This window comes from Agriterribacter sp., assembly GCF_035497235.1.
Classification (GTDB): Bacteria; Bacteroidota; Bacteroidia; order Chitinophagales; family Chitinophagaceae; genus Agriterribacter.
In genome coordinates, this window is record NZ_DATJEB010000042.1 from 59,669 (window position 1) to 79,661 (window position 19,993).

The following is a 19,993-nucleotide window of genomic DNA, read 5'->3' on the forward strand; positions in this document are numbered from 1 at the left end:
TCATGTAAAATAAACTGCCTATTTTACATTTATTTCTATAATATGATATTTTCAATATCCATGGCATAACTTTTTAAACGATTGTATTCAATATGCGCCAATCTCTTTTTACCATCCCTTGTATTTTTATTTTATGTAGTTGTCTTTTGTCCTGCGACCGGTCTTCCGCTACAAAGCCGGGAAAGCGCGATGAGAAAAAATTTTCCGAACATGTTCGGAGTACAGCATTTCAAACACCTGAACAGGAACGTGCCGGGTTTATATTGCCGGAAGGTTTTGAAATAACACTCTTTGCTTCCGAGCCCGATATCACTAAACCTATGAATATTGCTTTTGACGACCAGGGAAGGCTTTGGGTTACACAATCATCGGAGTACCCGATGGCGGCAGGTTCCGGCAGAGGCGGAGACCGCATCAGCATACTGGAAGACACAGACGGGGATGGAAAGGCGGATAGATTCACTCATTTTGAAGACACTTTAAATATCCCTATCGGCATATTACCCGTAAGCGATGGCGCTATTGCTTACAGTATTCCTAACGTATACCGGTTTGCCGATACCAATAAGGATGGCAAAGCCGATAAGCAAAAAGTGTTATTGGGCCCCTTTGGTTTTAAAGATACCCATGGTATGGTAAATAATTTCATTCGTGGCTTCGATGGCTGGATACATGCTTCTCACGGGTTTACCAACACTTCTACCGTATCCGGTACGGATGGGGATTCCATTACCATGACATCGGGTAATACCTTCCGGTTTCAGCCCGATGGGAGCCGGGTGGAACAAACTACTTTTGGAAGGGTGAACCCCTTTGGTTATAGTTACGATGAATGGGGTTACCTGTATTCAATAGATTGCCATACCAAACCCATTTACCAGTTGATACCCGGGGCAGACTACCCGCATTTTGGAAAAAGAGCACCTGCCGGAATTGGTTTTGGACCGGAAATGACGAGTTATGAATTAGGGTCTACAGCGCTTGCCGGGCTGGAGTATTATACCGGTGAGCAATTTCCCGAAGCGTACAGAAATAGTTTTTATTCGGGTGATGTGGTAACCTGCCAGGTTAACCGCAATACCATGACGTTCAGCGGATCTACACCTATTGCTAAACGCGAGGAAGATTTCCTGGTAAGTAATGATCCCTGGTTTCGGCCGGTGGATGTAAAAGCAGGACCCGATGGTGCATTGTATATAGCCGATTTTTATAACCGTATTATTGGTCATTACGAAGTGCCGTTAAACCACCCGGGCAGAGACCGGGTAAGTGGCCGGATATGGAAAATTACTTATAAAGGAAAGGAAGCGCATAAGGATGTGAAAGTAAATGATTGGTCGAAAGCCAGCATAGAAGAACTGATAAACGGTTTGCAAAGCACGCAGCTAACTACCCGTTTTGCGGTTGCCAACCGCATCGTGGATGTATGGAAAGAGAAAGCCGTTGAGCCTGTAAAAAAGCTGCTGGCTGAGGCGCCACCGCAAAAAGTATATACACAGGCTTTATGGATTTTGCATCGTTTAAACGCATTGCCCGGTGAACAGCTCAATGAAGCGCTGCGCCACCAGGATCCGGTAATAAAAGTACATGCGCTAAGGATACTTACGGAAATGGATACCCTAAGCCCTTCGTACCATGATATGGTTGCAGAGGCGATGACTGATCAAAACCCTCATGTGCGGCGTATTGCGGCCGGCGTGTTCACCAAATTTACCCATGCTGAAAATATTGCCCCGCTGCTCAACCTGTATAGTAAAGCCGATGAAAAGGATTCACACCTCAGGTATACAGCATTGCTGGGCGTTCGCAATAACCTGAGAGATAATAAAGAAATAAAAAAAGTACTGGGTATGCAGTGGAATGAAGGGCAGTTGGCTATCCTGTGCAAAGTAATGCTGGATGTGCCTTCTGCTGAGACCGCGGATTTTGTGCTGAACTATATAAAAAGTCATGAAATGCCCCGGCAGCAGCTTATTCACAGTTTTGAATACGCGGGGCGTTATCTCTCTTCCTCAAGGGTAGACGATGCGGTTACGCTGATCAGCCAGCAGTTTGAAAAAGATAAGGACGTGCAATTTATGCTGTATAATACCATACGGCAGGGCATCGCCCAAAAAGGAGCAAAGCCTTCAGCACGGATGCAGCAGTGGGGTATCGGACTCACCAAATATTTCCTTGAAAACATTTCCGAAGCTGGTGATATCTGGAAAAGCCGCCCGCTCGACAGCACCGGTGAACCTGCGGATCCATGGAGGGTGTCTGATGAGTTTTTAACAAATGTGGCTCCGGCCTTCCGTATCATCTTCAGCGAGGCGCATGGTTATAATCCAATGGCAGTACTATATTCGGTTCCGTTTACATTGCCTGCCACCCTGCATATGAATGTTTTTGATAACGATATACACAATAGTGATACCAAAAAGGGTACATCAAAAAATGTTGTTCGCATACGCCTGCAGGGTAATAATGAAGTGGTAGCTGAATACAGGATGGAGCAGAAGGAAACCATGGAATTTAAAGATCTCATCAAAGAAAAAGTATCTTTTGATCTTTCGGCCTGGCAGGGAAAATTGGGTTATATAGAAGTTGTTGACAGTACAAAAACGGGTTCTGTTGGTATAGGCAAGCTGGAACCGGCGGTTGTACCCATTCCTGACCAGGGAACAGATGAAATTAATGAACGCCGCATACAGGCGGCCGAAATTGCCGGCGAATATAAAGTAGCTGCACTGCAGCCTGCTTTGCAAAAAATAGTGGCATCCGAATGGTTGAATTATAAAGTTCGTGCAGCAGCGGCCAATGCGCTCATGAATATTGCTCCCGGTAATAATACAGCATTGATCGGGAAGCTGTTCAATGATAAAACAGCATTGCCCGCACTCAGGCAAAGAATGGCTGCAACGCTGGCCCAGGCGCCTTCCGCAGCCGTTTACAGCATATTGCAGAAGGGGCTGACCGGAAGTGGCTTTTCAGTACAAACGGCTGTTGTTTCCAATCTCTCTGCTTCACAGGAGGGCATTGATCACATATTAGATGCGTTTAAGACAGGGCAGTTTAACCCGGCTGTGTTAACGGAGCCGTCTGTACGGGAAAGGCTGGCCGCCAATATTACACCGGCCCAGCAAAAGCAATTGGATGTACTTTGGGGTAGCAGTAAAACGGATGTGGAAGAAAGGCAAAAACTGATTGAGGCCCGGATTGCGGGGGTTGGTATTTCTACCGCTACTGCTGAAGCAGGAAAAAATATTTTTGTACAAAACTGCAGTATGTGCCACCAGGTAAAAAGCGAGGGTGGTTTGGTAGGCCCGCAATTAGATGGAATAGGAAACTGGGGTATTAAGGCGCTTACAGAAAAAATTCTTGATCCTAACCGGAATATATCGCAGGCTTTTCGTACCTATAACATTACTTTGAAAAATGGAAAACTAATGAGTGGATTATACCGCAGAACGGAGGGTGAAGTAATGGTATATGCCGATCCATCGGGTAAAGAATTTTCGGTGGCTAAAAGTGATATCAAAGAAAACAAGCCATCGCAATACACTTTAATGCCCGACCAGTTCAGGAATACCATTAAAGAGGAAGATTTTTACGCGCTGATGAAATATTTGCTGGGTGTAAAGTGAGAGAATGGTGAGAAGACGTGAGAAGTGAATAGTGAATTATTTATCGTCTCACGTTTATCGTTTCACGAGATGAAATGTGGAAGTGTATTTATTCACTATTGACCATTGACTACTCACGAATAAGGATATGTTCGTAAAATTGCCCCGGTACGTGTCTTCACGCACCGGAATAAGTAAATTTATAAATGTTTAAAATTTAAATTATGATAGCAGAGATGCATAAAATATTATTAAGCGGTTTAGCATTGGGCTTAATGGTTGCTGGCTGTACTGCGCAGGGCAAGCAAAAAAAATCCAGGGCGGTTGCATTTAGCAAGCAGGTGTTAACCAAAGATTTCGTTAGCGAAGGTGCAGCAATCGGAGACGTGAACAGGGATGGCAAAACAGATGTGATAGCAGGCGCTTTCTGGTTTGAAGCGCCGGACTGGAAAAAACATGAGATAGCAAAACCGGAAAAATATGTGGTAGGAGTGGGTTACAGTAATTCATTTTTGAATTTCAGCATGGATGTAAACCAGGACGGATGGATTGACCAGGTGCGTATTGACTGGCCGGGTAAAACAGCCGTATGGCACGAGAACCCAAAAAATAAGCCAGGCCATTGGCCGGTGCATGTTATTCATACATCGGTAGGTAATGAGGCGCCGTTGTTTGTTGACGTAGATGGTGATGGCAGGAAAGATATAGTGTGTAACGATCCTGAAAAAAAACAGATCATCTGGCTGCAATCGCCGCAAAAAAAGGGCGATACCGCATGGACGCTAACGGTTATAGCCGCCGGTGATGATATACCCGGCACGCATATGTATACGCATGGCTTGGGTTATGATGATATAAACGGAGATGGAAAAAAAGACGTACTGATCAGCAAAGGATGGTGGGAGGGACCTGCCGATCCTAAGCAAGCCAACTGGACGTTTCATGCGGCTGACCTGAGCCAGGATTGCGCGCAAATGTATGTGATGGATTTAAATGGAGACGGGTTAGCGGATATCATCAGTTCTTCTGCGCACAATTACGGCATATGGTGGCATGAACAGAAAAAGGATGCAAGCGGGAATATTACATTTGCGCATCATCATATTGATTCCAGTTTTTCGCAGAGTCATAGCCTGGCGTTGGTGGATGTTAATGGTGATGGCAATCCTGATCTTATAACCGGCAAACGGTATTTTGCACATAACGGCGGAGACCCCGGCGCACATGAACCCGCGGTATTGTACTGGTTTGAATATAAACCAGGTAAAGTACCTGCCTGGATGAAGCATGAAGTAGACAATGACTCCGGTTCCGGGTTGAATCTTGTAGTAGAAGATATAAATGGCGATAAATTGCCCGATATTATCGTGTCAAACAAAAAAGGCGTGCATGTTTTTTTGCAGAAAAAGTAAAGAGGTCCAAAGGCAGATGCATTTCAAGGCTGTAGTTTTATCAGGTTATCCGAATTAAGGCCAGCAATAACGTCCTGCTGCAGAAACCACAGTAGTACAAAAGCTTTAATCAGGGAACCATACCGAAAACGGGGTGTAATCGTTTTCGGGCGCCTTTTTTTGTTTCTTTTTTGGGCGAGCAAAAAAAAAAGAAGAAAAAGCAGATTTCACTCTCCTGTAAGAATTAATACGAGGCGTAAATACTTTCATTTTTTATTGTATGAAAAAAATTGAAATGTGTACTTGCAAAGCAGTCTGTCCTTCTTATATTTACAACTAACATTCACTAATTAAATATTTGATTCATGAGATTTGGTATCAACACGTTTTTATTTACCTCTCCTTTTACCACAGAAAGCATTTCATTATTCCCCCAGTTTAAAAAATGGGGATTTGATTCCGTTGAAATTGCCCTGGAAGATGCATCACATATTGATCCGGTTACTGTGAAAAAGGCATTGGATGATAACGGACTGGTTTGCGGTTCCATTTGCGCCGCTATGGGTGGAGGACGTGATCTGCGGGGTACTGCCGAAGAACAGAAAGGGGCGCTGGATTATTTAAAAGCGGTAATTGACCTGTCTCCGGCATTAGGGCATCCTACGTTAATTGGCCCCTTATATTCAGCGGTAGGCAGGGCAGAGCTGGTGGCACCCAAAGATTATAAGCAGCAATGGGATACCGTTGTAAAACATTTGCGTACGCTGGCCGCACATGCAGGCCAACTCAATGTAAAGCTGGCTATTGAACCGCTTAACCGCTTTGAAACGGATTTCATCAATACCTGCGACCAGGCATTGAAAATGGTGAATGATGTTAATGAAGGTTCACTGTTTGTGCATTTGGATTCCTTTCATATGAACATTGAAGAAAAAGATTCGGCAAAGGCGATATTGAAAGCGGGTAATAAGCTGGGGCATTTTCACGCCTGCGGCAGCGACAGGGGCACACCCGGCAATGATCACATTAACTGGACAGGAATATTCGATGCATTAAAGCAGGTGGGTTATGATGGTGATGTAGTCATTGAATCCTTTACTCCCGCCATTGAAATCATCGCCAGGGCTGCATGCATCTGGAGAGAGATGGAGCCTTCAAGAGAAAGCATTGCTATTGAAGGCGTGAAGTTTTTAAAGAAGCAACACGAAGCTGGGGCTGCCGGGTAAATTTTTTTGCAGGTGAATTATGCTGATGAAAGGGGTTGTCTAAAAAGTAATATTTTGCCACGAAGCAGTCACTAAGCCGCGAAGAAAATAAAACCTGAAGATCAGGACTTTGCGTCTTAGTAGCATATCTCCTATACCGGCCCTTTTGAGACAGCCTCTTTTTCTGTTTACGACTTATCATTATACCGCAGGAAGCATTTGTCTTTGCTTGAATCATTACAGACCCTTCCTTCGTCAGGGTGACTGGCCGTGGGTTCTTTGCCGGGTATTAGCACAAAGGCTCAACCCCATCACTACCGCCGGTCATTCCAATGCTGTAATGAAACTTTAGTGCGGCTATTTTCAACAGTATAATGCGCCGGCTCCTTTGCGCCCGTTTCAGGATGCCATATTTCAACCGCTTTCCCTGCAATCCTGAAGCTGGCTCCTGTTTGTTCATTCTTGGCGCTTCTGCTGTTTACCCAATACAATTCCTGTGCGGGTAATTTTCTGCAGTACCTTCAGCGGTATATGCCCATTCACGGATATCAGCTTTGTAGCCCGTACCATCCTTACCAATAGTCCCTGGCGCCACATGGCAGACATGGGAACAGCAGCGCTGCGTTTTACCTCCGTGCCATCCGCAATCAGCGTTCTTCCGCTTTCGTGAGATTCGGAATAGCGCTTCATTCCCCGTTCTTTTAACAGGCTGGTTAACTGGGCGTAATGATTTTCCACAACAAGCTCACTGAGTGTTTTGCGAAAATCCGGTATGGGGGAAAACTGCACGTACGGTTTGATGAGGGGGAAAGAGGTGGGGCATGACTGTAAGAAAACCACAATCTCTCCTGCTTCTCTTCTCTGCTCTGCTGGTGTACTTTGCCCTGTACAGCAACCTGTTGTATCCAAAGATCATCCCGCTTAGAGCAGACAATTTTAAAATTTATTGCGCCGGAAATTTTGTTTTTTCCGGCTTCTTTCTTAGCTTTTAATCATGTTGCTACCTGTGCTTCCTATATGGAAACAAGCACCGTTTATACGCCTGCTCATCCCGCTCATATTGGGGATAATACTGCAATGGTATTTCCCGCTTCCTGTAAAATACATCTGCATTATTGCCTGCATTGCCCTTATATTTTTCCTGCTTGCCCAATGTTTACGCGGTTATCTTTTATTCCTGCACAAATGGATATATGGTATTACACTTATGATGATGATCTTACTGTTTGGCGTAGCCATCACGCATTTTAAAAATATTACCCATCAGCAATACTGGTTCGGGCATTTGTATAATGATAGCATCGTTGTGGTTGCTGTTTTAGCTGAACCATTAATTGAGAAGAATAAATCCTACAAAGCCGATGCTACGGTGTATGCACTTATACACAATGGTAGCGTGGTTCAAACCAAAGGCGGCATCATTATTTATTTTAAGAAAGACAGCAGTCTTTTATCGAAATTAAACTACGGATCAACCCTTGTTTTTAAGAAAGGATTGCAGGCTGTCAGAAACTCCGGTAATCCCGGGGCATTCGATTATAAGCGGTACAGTCTTTTTCACGGTATTACGCATCAGGTATATCTTACAGAAAATGAATTTGCTGTAAGCAAGCTGCAAACCCGGTCTGCATATACAAATGGGCTGCAGCAGTCGCGTAAGGGGTTATTAGAAATATTAAAAAAATATATTCCCGGCAAGCGGGAAGCCGGTGTGGCGGAAGCATTGCTCATTGGCTACCGCGATGATCTGGAGCGCGACCTGGTACAGGCCTATGCCAACACCGGTGTAATACATGTTATTGCCATATCGGGCATGCACCTGGCCATGATTTACGGATTGCTGATTGTGTTACTGAAACCGCTGCAGCGAAATGCAAAAACAAAATGGGTGAGGGGATTGATCATACTATCGGTATTATGGCTGTTCACCTTACTTTCAGGAGCCGGGCCTTCCATTTTAAGAAGCGCGGTTATGTTTTCTTTTATTGTAGCGGGCGAAAGTATGCGCAGGAAAATATCGGTATATCACACGTTGAGCGCATCGGCATTTTTTCTTTTATGCTGGAACCCGTTTTTTCTTTGGGATGTGGGTTTTCAGTTGTCTTATGCAGCCGTATTAAGTATCGTTGTTTTTTTGCGTTCCGTTACCCACTGGTTTTATTGTAAGCATGCCATCGTTAATTATATGTGGAAGCTCATTGCCGTAACGCTTGCAGCGCAAATACTTACTACGCCATTGAGCATTTATCATTTTCACCAGGTACCCAACCTGTTCCTTATCAGCAACCTGGTTATTGTTCCGCTTTCCGGCTTTATACTGTATGGTGAGATATTGCTTTGCCTGCTATCACTGTTTCCTGCTGTTGCATTGCCTGCAGGAAAAATACTTTCCGCCATGCTGCGCCTGATGAATGATTGTATAACTTTTATAGATGATATTCCTTTTGCCGTTAGCGATAATATTTCCATCTCCATGCTTCAGACCGGTCTGCTGTACGTTTTTATTATTACCCTTGCCGTATGGTTAATGAAGCAAAAAAAGCAAATGCTGCCTTATGCTCTGATGGCGCTGCTGGCCTTTATGCTTTACCGTGTGGCAGACATTGGCATTAGGCAAAAGCAAAGCAAAATTATTGTATACAATATACCCCGGTACAGCGCTGTTGATTTTATAAGCGGAAGCGGCTATCATTTTGCGGGAGATGAGGCTTTGGCAGCCGACCCCTTCCTGTATAATTTTCATTTACGGCCTTCGCGGCTCATGTACCGCGCCAAACCGGCGGTTAGCCTGAGCGGTTTCCGGCCGGTATCGCCTTTTTTCTATTTTAATAAGAAGCGGATTCTTTTGCTTGATACGCTCCCGGCCTTAGCGCAGCCCGTTGAACCGGTAGATGTGGATGTCATTATTCTCTCAAAAAATATAAATGTGCGCATTGCCCGGTTGCAGCGTTTATTCCGCTGCCGGCAGTATGTTTTCGATGCTTCCAGCCCGGCGTGGAAAATCCGTCAATGGAAAAATGACTGCGATAGTTTACATTTGCGCCGCCATTCCGTGCAGGAAGATGGCGCTTTTATACTTGATTTATAACTTCAACTCCCTGAGGGGTAGCTATTATTACCGCAGGGTGTACAGCAATATATATTATGCAAAAAAAGATCAGTTCCGCACTTATCTCCGTTTTTTATAAAGACGGACTTGAGCCCGTTGTAAAAGAGCTTCACAAACTTGGTGTTACTATATACTCTACCGGCGGCACTCAAAAATTTATTGAAGATACCGGTATACCATGCGTGCCGGTGGAAAGTCTTACCACTTATCCTTCCATACTGGGGGGGAGAGTGAAAACCCTTCACCCCGTTGTTTTTGGGGGAATTTTAGGCCGCCGCGATGTGCCGCAGGATGTAGCGGAAATGAAGGAATATAAAATTCCTGAAATTGACCTGGTAATCGTTGACCTGTATCCTTTTGAAGAAACACTGGCACAGGCAAAATCATCCTCCTTTACGGGGAATGCGGAAGAAGCGGAGAAAATGATTACGGAAAAAATTGATATTGGCGGACCTTCCATGATCCGCGCCGCGGCCAAAAATTGTAAAGACCTGCTGGTAGTGGCGGCTAAAGATGATTATGCGGCCCTGGTAAACCTGTTATTGGCTCAAAACGGAGAAACAAGTTTTGAGCAGCGCCGGGCGTTTGCCGCCAAAGCTTTTGAAATTGTAATGCATTACGATATTGCCATCAGCAATTATTTCAATCCTTCCGGTGCGGTATTGCATTATGGCGGTAAAGAGCAAATATTGCGTTATGGCGAAAACCCTCACCAGCAGGGCATTTTTTATGGTAACCTTGATACTGTTTTTGATAAGCTGCACGGTAAGGAGCTTTCTTATAATAATTTAGTAGATGTGGACGCAGCCGTTCAGTTAATCAGCGAGTTTCCTTCCTTCGGTAATGGAGCCGGATCAGACGCGGTTTTTGCTATTATTAAACATACCAATGTTTGCGGAATAGCTGCACGGGGCAGTATTAAAGAAGCCTGGGATGCAGCCCTGGCAGGCGATCCGGAAAGCGCGTTTGGCGGTGTGCTGGTATGCAATGGAATAGTAGATAAACCCACAGCCGAAGCGATAAGCGAAATATTTTTTGAAGTGCTGATAGCCAGTGGATATAATGCGGAGGCGCTAAGCGTTTTACAGGGTAAAAAGAGCAGGATATTGCTTACGCTGAAAGAAAAACCCACTGCCACCCACCAGTCTAAAACAATACTGAACGGCGTGCTGATGCAGGAAAATGATAAAGGCAATTACACCGAATGGAAAGAAACGGGGGGCAGGGAAACCACTGCCGGCGAGAAAGCCGACCTGGACTTTGCCAATATTGTTTGCAAGCATTTGAAGTCGAATGCCATTGCATTGGTAAAAAACAAGCAGTTGCTGGGCAAAGGGTGCGGACAAACCAGCCGCATAGACGCCCTGCGCCAGGCAGTAGAAAAAGCGGGTCAGTTTAAATTTAATTTGAATGGCGCTGTGCTGGCTTCGGATGCTTTTTTCCCGTTTGATGATTGTGTTAAGCTGGGTCATGAAGCGGGCATTACCGCCTTTATACAACCCGGTGGTTCTATACGCGATAAAGATTCCATTGCATATTGCGTGCAAAACAAGCTGGCGATGGTCATTACCGGTTTAAGGCACTTCAGGCACTAACAGCAGGTTTGTAGTGTCTGTAGTATAAAGTGGAACAGCAACGGTTAACTTGTTATTTTAGGTTTCACAGTTAAAAAAATAATATGGACACTATCTGCATGCTTTGCCTGCAGCACCTGTTATGAAAAATTATATCTACGATATTTATGGCAGGGCTAAAAGCATCATAGAACCCGTTTATCTCCGTAATCAAAGCGACAGAACCAAGGCGGTACTTGCCGTGGTAGTGGTTTGCTTTTTTTGGGGTACTACCTGGCTGGCGTCTAAAAAAGGAGTGCAGTACATGCCTGCCCTGCAACTTTCGGGGCTGCGCCAGTTTCTTGCGGGATCCTTTTTCCTGGGTTATTTTTTTATAAAAGGATTTAAGCTGCCTACCCGCGATCAGTTCATACAATTTGGATGGATGAGCCTGCTAATGATCGTTATCAATAATGGTTTCAGTACCTGGTCAATGAAGTATATTCCCAGCGGACTGGGCGCGGTAATTGGCGCGGCATCTCCTTTATGGATAGCTATCCTGAGCACATTTGTGTTTAAAGAAACGAAGCTTAATACCATGACGATCATTGGTCTGCTACTTGGTATTGGCGGCATTCTCATCATTTTTTCGGATTATCTGCAGGATCTTTTCAATACCAATTTTTCTGTTGGCATAATATTAAATCTCGTAGCATCGGTTACCTGGGCTTTCGGCACCATATTTACCGTTAAAAACGCCAAACATGTTAACCCCTACTTCAGCTTAGGCTGGCAGATGTTCCTTGGTGGTATTGTGCTTCTGGTGGTAGCCTGGTTTAGCGGGCAGTACACGCCTTTACATAGTACAGGTACGGAAGTTTGGTATTCTATTTTGTACCTGGTATTTGTGGGCAGCATCATTACGTATTCGGCCTTTATTTACGCATTAAAAAGATTACCGGCGCAGCAGGTGTCCGTATACGCGTATATCAATCCCATCGTTGCTGTAATTGTAGGCGCATTATTGAACAATGAAAAGCTAACCATAATCATTGCCGCCGGCACGCTCGTAACCATACTGGGTATTTACCTGGTAAACACAGGATTTAAAAGAAAAGCGAAAGTGGATGATGAATAGCTGAACAGGAGCAGGCATCTTAGAGGCTGCTCAAAACTACTTACGAACACGGTCATAAAAAGCAGTATAGCTGCAAAGCGTTTCCCTTTGTGACCTTGTGCCTCTGTGGCAAAATCCCCAATTCCGTATTTATTTTTTCAATTTACGTAACATAAACTTAATATAGAGATTATAAATTGATAATCAGCAATATATGGCTGATCAGATTTATTCTGCATAAGTTGTTCACTTTTTTTATAATAATAGGAATACCTTGCCCGCAGTTCAAAAATCGTATCTATGCATATTACACATACCATGCTGACAAGCGCTAGCCCTGAAAAGATCTGGAAAATATGGACGGATGTAAAGAACTGGAAACAATGGGATGTGGCGTTGCGCGAGGCTTTGCTGAAGGGGAGTTTTCAAAAAAATGTGCATGGTGTGCTTATACCTGAAAAAGGTCCTAAAGCGGGATTTACCGTTACCTCCTGTAATCCTAATTTTTCCTATACTGTTACCACCAGACTGCCACTGGCTCAAATACACATTCATCGTTATCTTGGTTACCACAATATGAAAACCACATTTACGCATGAAATATGGGTGGAAGGTCCGTTAAGCTGGATGTGGTGGAAACTGTTTGGCCGCAATGCGTCCAGCAATCTTTCGCAGGCAATGAAGAATGTAAAACAATTAGCCGAATCCGAAACCTTACCACTTACCACTTAACACTCACAAATCCCAGTATACCACTTCTTTTAAAAATAATTCATACACTTCCTTCCAGCCATCAAACCTTTTATCGCTCCCAAAAAAGTTATTGTGCCAGATGCAGATCATGGCGCCATTTACCTTTTTAATAATATCGTGGTAGTATTGTATTTCACTATAGGCTTGTGCAGGAGTAAGTTTTTGTTCGTAGTACGCGTTGGCATCCATAAAGCAGAAAGGGTATACTAATAATGATGTTTTTTCTTCGCGGGGAAGATCGTACCAGTAAAAAGGAGAAGCGATGGAAGCCCGGAAGCCGTTAATGGTTCCATAGCCCATTGAAAATTCATTTAAAATGCCGCGATCAATTAGTTGCCGGTAGGTGCCGGGCAGGGTAAAGCGAATATAATGCTGGCGGCTGTGTACTACTTTCCGGCCAATAATATCTTCCAGTGTTTGTATCTCTTCTTCCAGTAGTTTGTGATCATCGCCACTTTGCCAGGAAGGATGTATACCTGTATTGTAGCCTACTGCGTGATACCTGATCAGTTCCCGCATTTCGGCGTGCTGCGGATCAACATTCTTGTCGTACTCGCCCGGTGAAGCCGCCACAAGAAAAAAATAATAGGGTTGCAGGTTATATTTTAAATGCAGCGCATAAAGCCACTCGTATACATCAAAGGGGTCATCTTTCTTTTTGGCCAATACGGCTATGCGCTCTTTCATATCCGCCAGTTCTCCTTTCAGAAGGGAACGCACTAACCCGCCTGCATTTCTTGCAATGCCTTTATGCAGGTATGCAAAGGCGATATCAATATCATAGGTGGGTATAAACCTGAATTTCTTTATTGCAAAAACCAGCGTGGTAAATTTAGACTGCAATAATTTTTGAAAATCAACCAGCCAGTAGTTGATCAAAGGCTGCTGCAGGAATCCTTCTTTGTACGCAGTGCTTTCGGTGTGCGCGAATCGTCCGTATTCATCCGGCTGGTGCGGCAGGTACTCTTCATACCTGCTGAGCAAATAAAAAGAGGCGGCAAAAATATCAAAAGGCAGGTCGCCATTGTCTGCGGGGAAAATTATTTTGTATCCGCCGCGTTCTTTACAGGGAATGTTTTGCGGCGCGATGCCGGTTTCAAATAGCAGCGATGCCGGTATTATTTTCAGCTCATCCTTTGCTAAGGTATTGGGAGAATAATTAATCTTGGGACCTTTATGTTCAATAAACTCATCGGGCCGGGTGGTAAAGGATACAGCTATACCACTTAGGTTATTCAGCAAAACATCTGCTATATATTGTAGTCTTGGGCTGTTATATGTAGAATAGATCAAAAGCATGCATCCATAGGCAAATTTGTTGCACAAAATAAACAAGTAAAGGAAACCAGCCGAAAAAATTGCCGGGAAGTCCTGAAATTAATTTTCAAATGCAATGCTCCTTTTTCCCGGAAATGAAATCCGGCATTTGCAGCATCTTTTGTTACCCAATAAGTAACAGCAATTGATTTTATCGTTCGGGCAGTGCTGCTTCATTAAACTATCGGGGAATCATTATAAGTTTGTCTTTCATGCGTATGGTACTGGCCTGGCCAAACGTATTGTTGTCGTACAAGCGAGCCTGCCTACCGGACAGGCAGGCGTGGCAACAACGGCTTAGTAGCAGCACCGGGCTAAGTACATTACCCTGCGTTACCTTCCGTTTGCCCGCAATACGGTTATTTCTTTCTTCACCTGGTCGTCATAGGTTTTTTTTACAATGTAGTGCCATTGCCGTTCGGGTACATCCACGAAAAAAATATCATCCTTTTTATGTTTCTGTACTGCGTCCTGGAATTCTTTGGGCATCATTTCTTCGCCGAAGAACCAGCCGGTATCACCATGTGTGGTATTGCCGTCCATAGTGTACTGATCGGAAAGCTTATCGAAAGATGTGCCTTCAGAAGCTTTTTGAAGAATTACTTTTTTGAGACTGTCAACCTCGGACGGAGATAGGGATGATCCGTCAAGAAAGATATAGTTTGACCGGTAATTCACTTCTTCTGTTCCGTCCAGCACCAGGTAAGTAACATAGCCAACGGAAAAAACATCGCCTTTTTTCTGCCGCAGCAGGCGCTTGTCTATAAGCGTTGTGTCTTTCCCCAGTGTAAGATGAAGCAGGGTGGGTTTGAGCGGCTGGTTGGCGTCAATGAATTTTTGCGCTTCCTGGGGTGTTTTGATCTTTTCAAATTGTTCCCTAACGGTTAACTGTGCAAACATTGGTGTAGTCAAGAGCAGGAATATCCATGTAAGACCGGCTTTCATATTTTTATTTTTAATTGGGTAGTTTTAAAAACTGCTGTTACTATTTCTGTTTATACCATGCTGAACACAGCCTGATGAAGATACTATTTTTATAGTTATTATCATGGCGTGTAAACCAATGCAAATTCCCCCAAAAATACGATGCAGCATTGAACCGATGGTTTGCCGGAGCTTAAAAGATCCTTAAAAATTATATAGGATTAGGCACATAAGTCGAAAACATAGATGTATTATTTGCTAAAGCTAATCAGTCATGACCGTCCATCTTAAAAGAATAAAAATTTAAAAGAGATAATTACTTTTTCTTTTTTGCTTGCCCAAAAAAGAAGCAAAAAAAGGCCCGCCCGACTGAACATCGTTCGTCCGCCCGGATGAGCCGTTCGGACGGGGCTGGCAGGGATTACTGCCCGTTTTCGTGTCTGTTCCCTGATTTGGCTATTATACTACTGTGGCTTCAGCTACAGCAAGCCTATAGCAGGCATCTGATTCAACCAGAGCACTATTTATAAAACACCTTCACGACTTAAACGACTAATCCTAAAATTATAAATTATGGTTTGGTATTCATATCTTTTGATGTTGCCAAAGCAATCACTCTCCCGTTTTCACCTACCGCGTTATAAAAATGATATACCACGCCCTCCCACTGTATTACCCAGGGCTTGTGCGCATACTGCTGATCGTAAGGTTCGGATGGCGCTACCAGGTTGGGTCCGTTCCATTCCGTCCAGTTCAGAAGGTCATAAGAACAGGCGAAGCGGTCAAAAGCCGAGGGGTCGTCATCCTTCCAGTTATGCCCAAAGTAAAACATCACATACAAATCGTTCATCTTTACAATCTGTGCATCGCCGCAAATGCCTCTTTCTTTTGTAATCATCGGCGTATTGCCTTTGCGTTTCCAATGTTTCATATCGTTTGAAACTGCCATGGCAATGCTTTCAAAGCTACCGGCGTTCTCCTGTGTACTGTTGCCGGCCGCATTGTAATACATCACAAACGGGTAACCGCTTTTTTTATCCTTATCATATATCACGGAGCTTTTAAAGATGGTTTTATTATCGTACCACCTGGCCGATGAATCTATAGCCGACAATACCGGCTGTGGTAATCTTTGAAGCTCCTTTGCCCGGAAGCTGTCTGTATAAGCCATGCCCACACCCAGGCGGCCTGCCTCATACCCTTTATCGGCGCCACCCAGGTAGGATACCCAATATTTTTCGTTATACTTCATGGGGGTATAGCTTCCGCCCCAGGTAATATCTACCAGTGCCGGGTACCCGGCTTTTTGATTGGCATCCCAGGTGTTGGAGGTAAAGGACATTATTTTGCCCTGCGTATCCCAGTGCAGCAGGTCGTTGCTTTCCGCGATCCAGGTTTCGTAACCGGTTCCATCAAAAATAATATAGGTCATATACCATTTACCATTTAAACGAAAAACGGTGGGGCTGTCGGCCATTTTTGCCGAATCGGGCGCTGAAACAACAATACCGTATTTAAAAGGCGTTTTTACCGCTTCATATACTTTTTGCATGGTTTCCTGAGCAACAGTTGCCGGCATGGGAGCTTTGCAACGGAATGTAATGATGCAGATGCAGAGAAGAAAAAAAAATATGCTGGTTTTATGGCTCATAAATTATGATTGAACGCAAATATATAATTGCCGGCGGCAATTGTAAAACTAACCTTACCTGCTTTTTGCTGTATATGAGTGATCCATTTATTTTTAATAAGCGGTTGGTTGCCTGCTGTAATATTTTTTGTATAGAGAGCGGGCAGGACAACCTGTGCGGTTGTATTAGCCGGGATAGTTACCGTTAATACTGTTTTGTTGCCTTCTTTTTTCCACGCGGTATGAATAATACCGTTTGGGGTAGAATATGAAGCGCTTACTGAATCCATGCCATCAACCATTTGCGGGGCGATTCGTATTTTACGAAACCCGTGATCATCTTCCTGCTGGTTAATACCACCTAATCCGCTATATAGCCATTCCATTAAATGTCCCAGCATCATATGGTTATTGGATACAAATCTCAGGGCGGGCCAGGATTCTGTTAAGGCGGTTGCGCCATGCTTTATCTGGTAACCATATCCGGGTACATCGGTCCTGTTATTCATTTCATATAATAGCCGGGAAGCGTTGCCGTCTTCCAAAGCCCGTACCAGGTAACGGTAGCCTATATCACCCGCGGTTAACGCTTTATTGCCGGCATGGATAGCACTTACCAGGTTATTAAAAACCCTTTCGCGGTATTGCTCTTCTACCAGGCCGGTGAACAGGGGCATGGCATAGGCGGTTTGACTACCGGTGGCGTATACCTGCGTTTCTTTATTAAAGAACTTATCATTAAAGGCTTTTTTAATTTTTACCGATAGCCCGGTATATAATTTCGCTTCTGCATCTTTTCCTAAAAGAGCGGCGGTTTTACCCAGTATTACTGCATCGTAGTAGTATATGGCAGTTGCGGTTAGTGCAAGTGGCGTAAGCTGCGAGGGGCCCGGATCTTTTGGACCAAGGTCGTACCAGTCTCCCAATCCATAGGATAAAATATGATCGTTGGCTTTGGTATTTAAATAGGATACATAGCGCTTTATCATATCATAGGCATTTATCAGTGCTTTTTTATCGCCGTACCACAAATACATGTACCAGGGAATGATTACGGCAGCGCTTCCCCATTCGGGGGAATCGCGGAATCCGCCTTCAAACGGAACGTATTCCGGCGCAATATCGGGAACCAGTCCGTTGGGCAGTTGCGCTTCTTTCATGTCGTCAATGATCTTCGTGTATAAATGCCGGATGTCGTATGCGTAGCGCATGGAAGCGCCTACCAGGTGGGTTTGCTCCAGCCAGCCTAATTTTTCGCGGTGAGGGCAGTCCGTAGCTACACTTGCCATATTACTTTTTATGGCCCAGTCAATCAGCCGGTAAATATTATTGAACAGGGAGTCGGAACAGGTAAAGCTTCCGGCCGAAGGGGAACTGTTTCGGGTATGCAACATCGTTACTTCCATCATTTGCGGTGCAGGAGCAGTACTGATGTATTCTACCAGCGCATAGCGTAAGCCGTAATAAGTAAACCGGGGCTCCCAAGTTTCTATGCCTCCGCCTTTAAGGATATAGGTAAAGTAATAGGGTTTTCCCGATGCGGACTGTTCGGGCAGTCCATCATCGTTCAGCAATTCAGCCGGCGTAATGCGAATGGTATCTCCTTTATTGCCTTTTATTTTCAGGCGAACGATGCCGGAAGCATTCTGTCCGAAATCGTAAACTGTTTTCCCTTTTGCTATCGCTGTTTGTGTTCTCACCGGGAAAGTCTCCATCACTTTTAAGGGATAATCGTTTTGCGCCCTCATTTGTCCGCCCGGGCCCTTTGTGATCAATACTTTTTTCCAGCCGGCATCTGCAAATCCGGGCATATCCCAGCCTGCCTGTTCTTTATTGGCGTCATAATCTTCTCCGCCGTATATGCTTGTAAATAGTACAGGAGAGGGAGCTGTTGTCCAGCTTTCATCTGTAATAATTTCTTTTGAGCTGCCATCTGTAAAGCGTACAATCAGTTTGGCCCGCAGCATGGGATAGCCTTCTGCGCGAACCAGCTTTCTGTATCTTTCGCGGTTGATGTAAAAAAAACCTGTACCAACAATAGCGCCTATTGCATTTGAGCCTTGTTTCAACCGGTTGGTAACTTCATAGGTGTTGTACAGGCAACGCTTTTCATAATTCGTCCACCCGGGCAACAGGAAATCATCACTTACCTTTTCCCCGTTGAGGTGCAACTCATATTGTCCTAAACCCGAAATGAAAACAAAGGCTTCCTTAACCGGCTTTTCCAATACAAATTCTTTTCTGAAGCAGGGAACCACAGCGCGTTGTATAGCTTTATTGCCGAGCGCATTGCCGTTGCCATGCACGCCGGGGATTACTTTCATGCTATCCGGTAAAATAGCATATGCTATCCAGTTACTGGTATCCCATTCCTGCTGCTGCAGGATGCCGGTAGAAAAAATGGCGGTTTCGCTCCATGCAGATACTTTGCCGGCACTGTTCCATACTCTCACTTTCCAGTAGTATTTGCGGCCCGATTGCAATGTCTTTCCCGCAAAGGCATTATTATTATTGTAATCAGAAGCGATGCGGCCGGAGTTCCAGGTGTCGGCGCTTTTTTCATTCAGTTTGCCCGGACTTGTTGCAACCAGTACCTGCCAGGCTGATTGTGCAAAGCCTCTTCCGGCTGAACTGATCCACCAGCCCAGTAGCGGCTTTGCACTTTCAACGCCGCATGGATTAATTTTTTGTTCGCAACTCAGATGATCCGGCAAAAAATCAGCTTTTGCCATCACCGCGCACATAAGCAGGCAAAGCAGCAGGAGGGGTTTTGTATGAGGCATAATATGCAGTTTGCCTGAAAGATAACAAATGGTACATAATTAATTGCCCTGATCTGTGGAGGATATACAGACAAGCTGTACGTTATTATTGTCCAGGCCAATACGACAATGGGCAGGTTGTTTTGTTTAATTCTGGTCAACATCCTTTTGCTGTTACTTGAAAGTGTCCAAAGCATATCAGCCCGTTATGCTCATATTTTCCGGATGTTTGATTATTTTTTCCTTATTGTTTTCAGCATAGAGTACATTTTTCATGGAATTTATTTTTCCGCAGTCGCATGTGCTGATGATTGTTCGTTCATTCCGGTTTTTACGGATATTCAGGATTTTCAGGATGGTTAAATTCTTAGATGAAAGCCGCCTCCTGGTATTTTCACTGGTAAAGAGTTTATTCTTTATTCAGTTTCAAGAATGCCAATGAGAATAGGACAGAAAAAGCAAAATCACTTATTATTAAACTTACTCAAAAGTATAGTAACAATGAAAAGATTGTATTAATGCTTATTGAAATTGTATATCATAATTTTAAGGGTTGGTTTATCGAATATTTCAGGGAATTTCTTCTTATCAATAAAGACGTAACTCTAACAAAGAAGATTAATTTTG

13 protein-coding genes are annotated in these 19,993 nt (G+C 44.2%); 7 read left to right on the forward strand and 6 right to left on the reverse strand.

The genetic code is table 11. The features are described 5' to 3' along the window. Nucleotides 1–92 precede the first annotated feature (92 nt). From VL121_RS14880 to VL121_RS14890, 3 genes are all read left to right on the forward strand, one after another. Nucleotides 93–3,626, forward strand: a complete 3,534-nt coding sequence (locus VL121_RS14880; protein WP_325406694.1) for a PVC-type heme-binding CxxCH protein — start codon at nucleotides 93–95, stop codon at nucleotides 3,624–3,626. A 203-nt stretch (nucleotides 3,627–3,829) separates the two neighbouring features. Then, nucleotides 3,830–5,017, forward strand: coding sequence for an FG-GAP repeat domain-containing protein (locus VL121_RS14885; RefSeq protein WP_325406696.1), 1,188 nt, complete (start codon nucleotides 3,830–3,832; stop codon nucleotides 5,015–5,017). Between the two features lie 344 nt (nucleotides 5,018–5,361). Next, the gene (locus tag VL121_RS14890; RefSeq protein ID WP_325406698.1) at nucleotides 5,362–6,222 is read left to right on the forward strand and encodes a sugar phosphate isomerase/epimerase family protein; all 861 of its coding nucleotides are present in this window, start codon (nucleotides 5,362–5,364) and stop codon (nucleotides 6,220–6,222) included. Between the two features lie 293 nt (nucleotides 6,223–6,515). On the opposite strand, the gene VL121_RS14895 is transcribed toward VL121_RS14890, so the two are convergent. Both VL121_RS14895 and VL121_RS14900 read right to left on the reverse strand, forming a co-directional pair. Then, nucleotides 6,516–6,692, reverse strand: coding sequence for a glycosyl hydrolase (locus VL121_RS14895; RefSeq protein WP_414635425.1), 177 nt, complete (start codon nucleotides 6,690–6,692; stop codon nucleotides 6,516–6,518). After that, complete coding sequence (locus VL121_RS14900) at nucleotides 6,658–6,990, reverse strand: glycosyl hydrolase (protein ID WP_325406702.1); 333 nt, start codon at nucleotides 6,988–6,990, stop codon at nucleotides 6,658–6,660. Before VL121_RS14900 ends, VL121_RS14895 begins: the two co-directional genes overlap by 35 nt. A 205-nt stretch (nucleotides 6,991–7,195) precedes the next feature. On the opposite strand from VL121_RS14900, the gene VL121_RS14905 reads away from it, so the two are divergent. The 4 genes from VL121_RS14905 (at nucleotide 7,196) to VL121_RS14920 (ending at nucleotide 12,712) form a co-directional block, all read left to right on the forward strand. Then, nucleotides 7,196–9,289 carry a ComEC/Rec2 family competence protein gene (locus VL121_RS14905; RefSeq protein ID WP_325406704.1) on the forward strand — a complete coding sequence of 698 codons (2,094 nt, stop codon included), beginning with the start codon at nucleotides 7,196–7,198 and terminating at the stop codon, nucleotides 9,287–9,289. Nucleotides 9,290–9,345: 56 nt separating this feature from the next. Beyond that, the gene (gene purH / locus VL121_RS14910; protein WP_325406706.1) at nucleotides 9,346–10,905 is read left to right on the forward strand and encodes a bifunctional phosphoribosylaminoimidazolecarboxamide formyltransferase/IMP cyclohydrolase; all 1,560 of its coding nucleotides are present in this window, start codon (nucleotides 9,346–9,348) and stop codon (nucleotides 10,903–10,905) included. Nucleotides 10,906–11,026: 121 nt separating this feature from the next. Then, on the forward strand, nucleotides 11,027–12,001 hold the full coding sequence (locus VL121_RS14915; RefSeq protein WP_325406708.1) for a DMT family transporter: 975 nt from the start codon (nucleotides 11,027–11,029) through the stop codon (nucleotides 11,999–12,001). Nucleotides 12,002–12,280: 279 nt separating this feature from the next. Beyond that, nucleotides 12,281–12,712, forward strand: coding sequence for an SRPBCC family protein (locus VL121_RS14920; protein ID WP_325406710.1), 432 nt, complete (start codon nucleotides 12,281–12,283; stop codon nucleotides 12,710–12,712). Nucleotides 12,713–12,715: 3 nt separating this feature from the next. Here VL121_RS14920 and VL121_RS14925 read toward each other — a convergent pair whose 3' ends face one another. From VL121_RS14925 to VL121_RS14940, 4 genes are all read right to left on the reverse strand, one after another. After that, a complete protein-coding gene (locus VL121_RS14925) occupies nucleotides 12,716–14,032 on the reverse strand; it encodes a polysaccharide deacetylase family protein (RefSeq protein WP_325406712.1) in 1,317 nt (438 codons plus the stop codon). Between the two features lie 351 nt (nucleotides 14,033–14,383). After that, a complete protein-coding gene (locus VL121_RS14930) occupies nucleotides 14,384–14,995 on the reverse strand; it encodes a peptidylprolyl isomerase (RefSeq protein WP_325406714.1) in 612 nt (203 codons plus the stop codon). 550 nt (nucleotides 14,996–15,545) lie between these two features. After that, nucleotides 15,546–16,625: a glycoside hydrolase family protein gene (locus VL121_RS14935; protein ID WP_325406716.1), complete on the reverse strand. Its 1,080-nt coding sequence runs from the start codon at nucleotides 16,623–16,625 to the stop codon at nucleotides 15,546–15,548. Then, nucleotides 16,622–19,387, reverse strand: a complete 2,766-nt coding sequence (locus VL121_RS14940) for an alpha-L-rhamnosidase (protein ID WP_325406718.1) — start codon at nucleotides 19,385–19,387, stop codon at nucleotides 16,622–16,624. The genes VL121_RS14935 and VL121_RS14940 overlap by 4 nt, the downstream gene beginning before the upstream one ends. Nucleotides 19,388–19,993 lie beyond the last annotated feature (606 nt).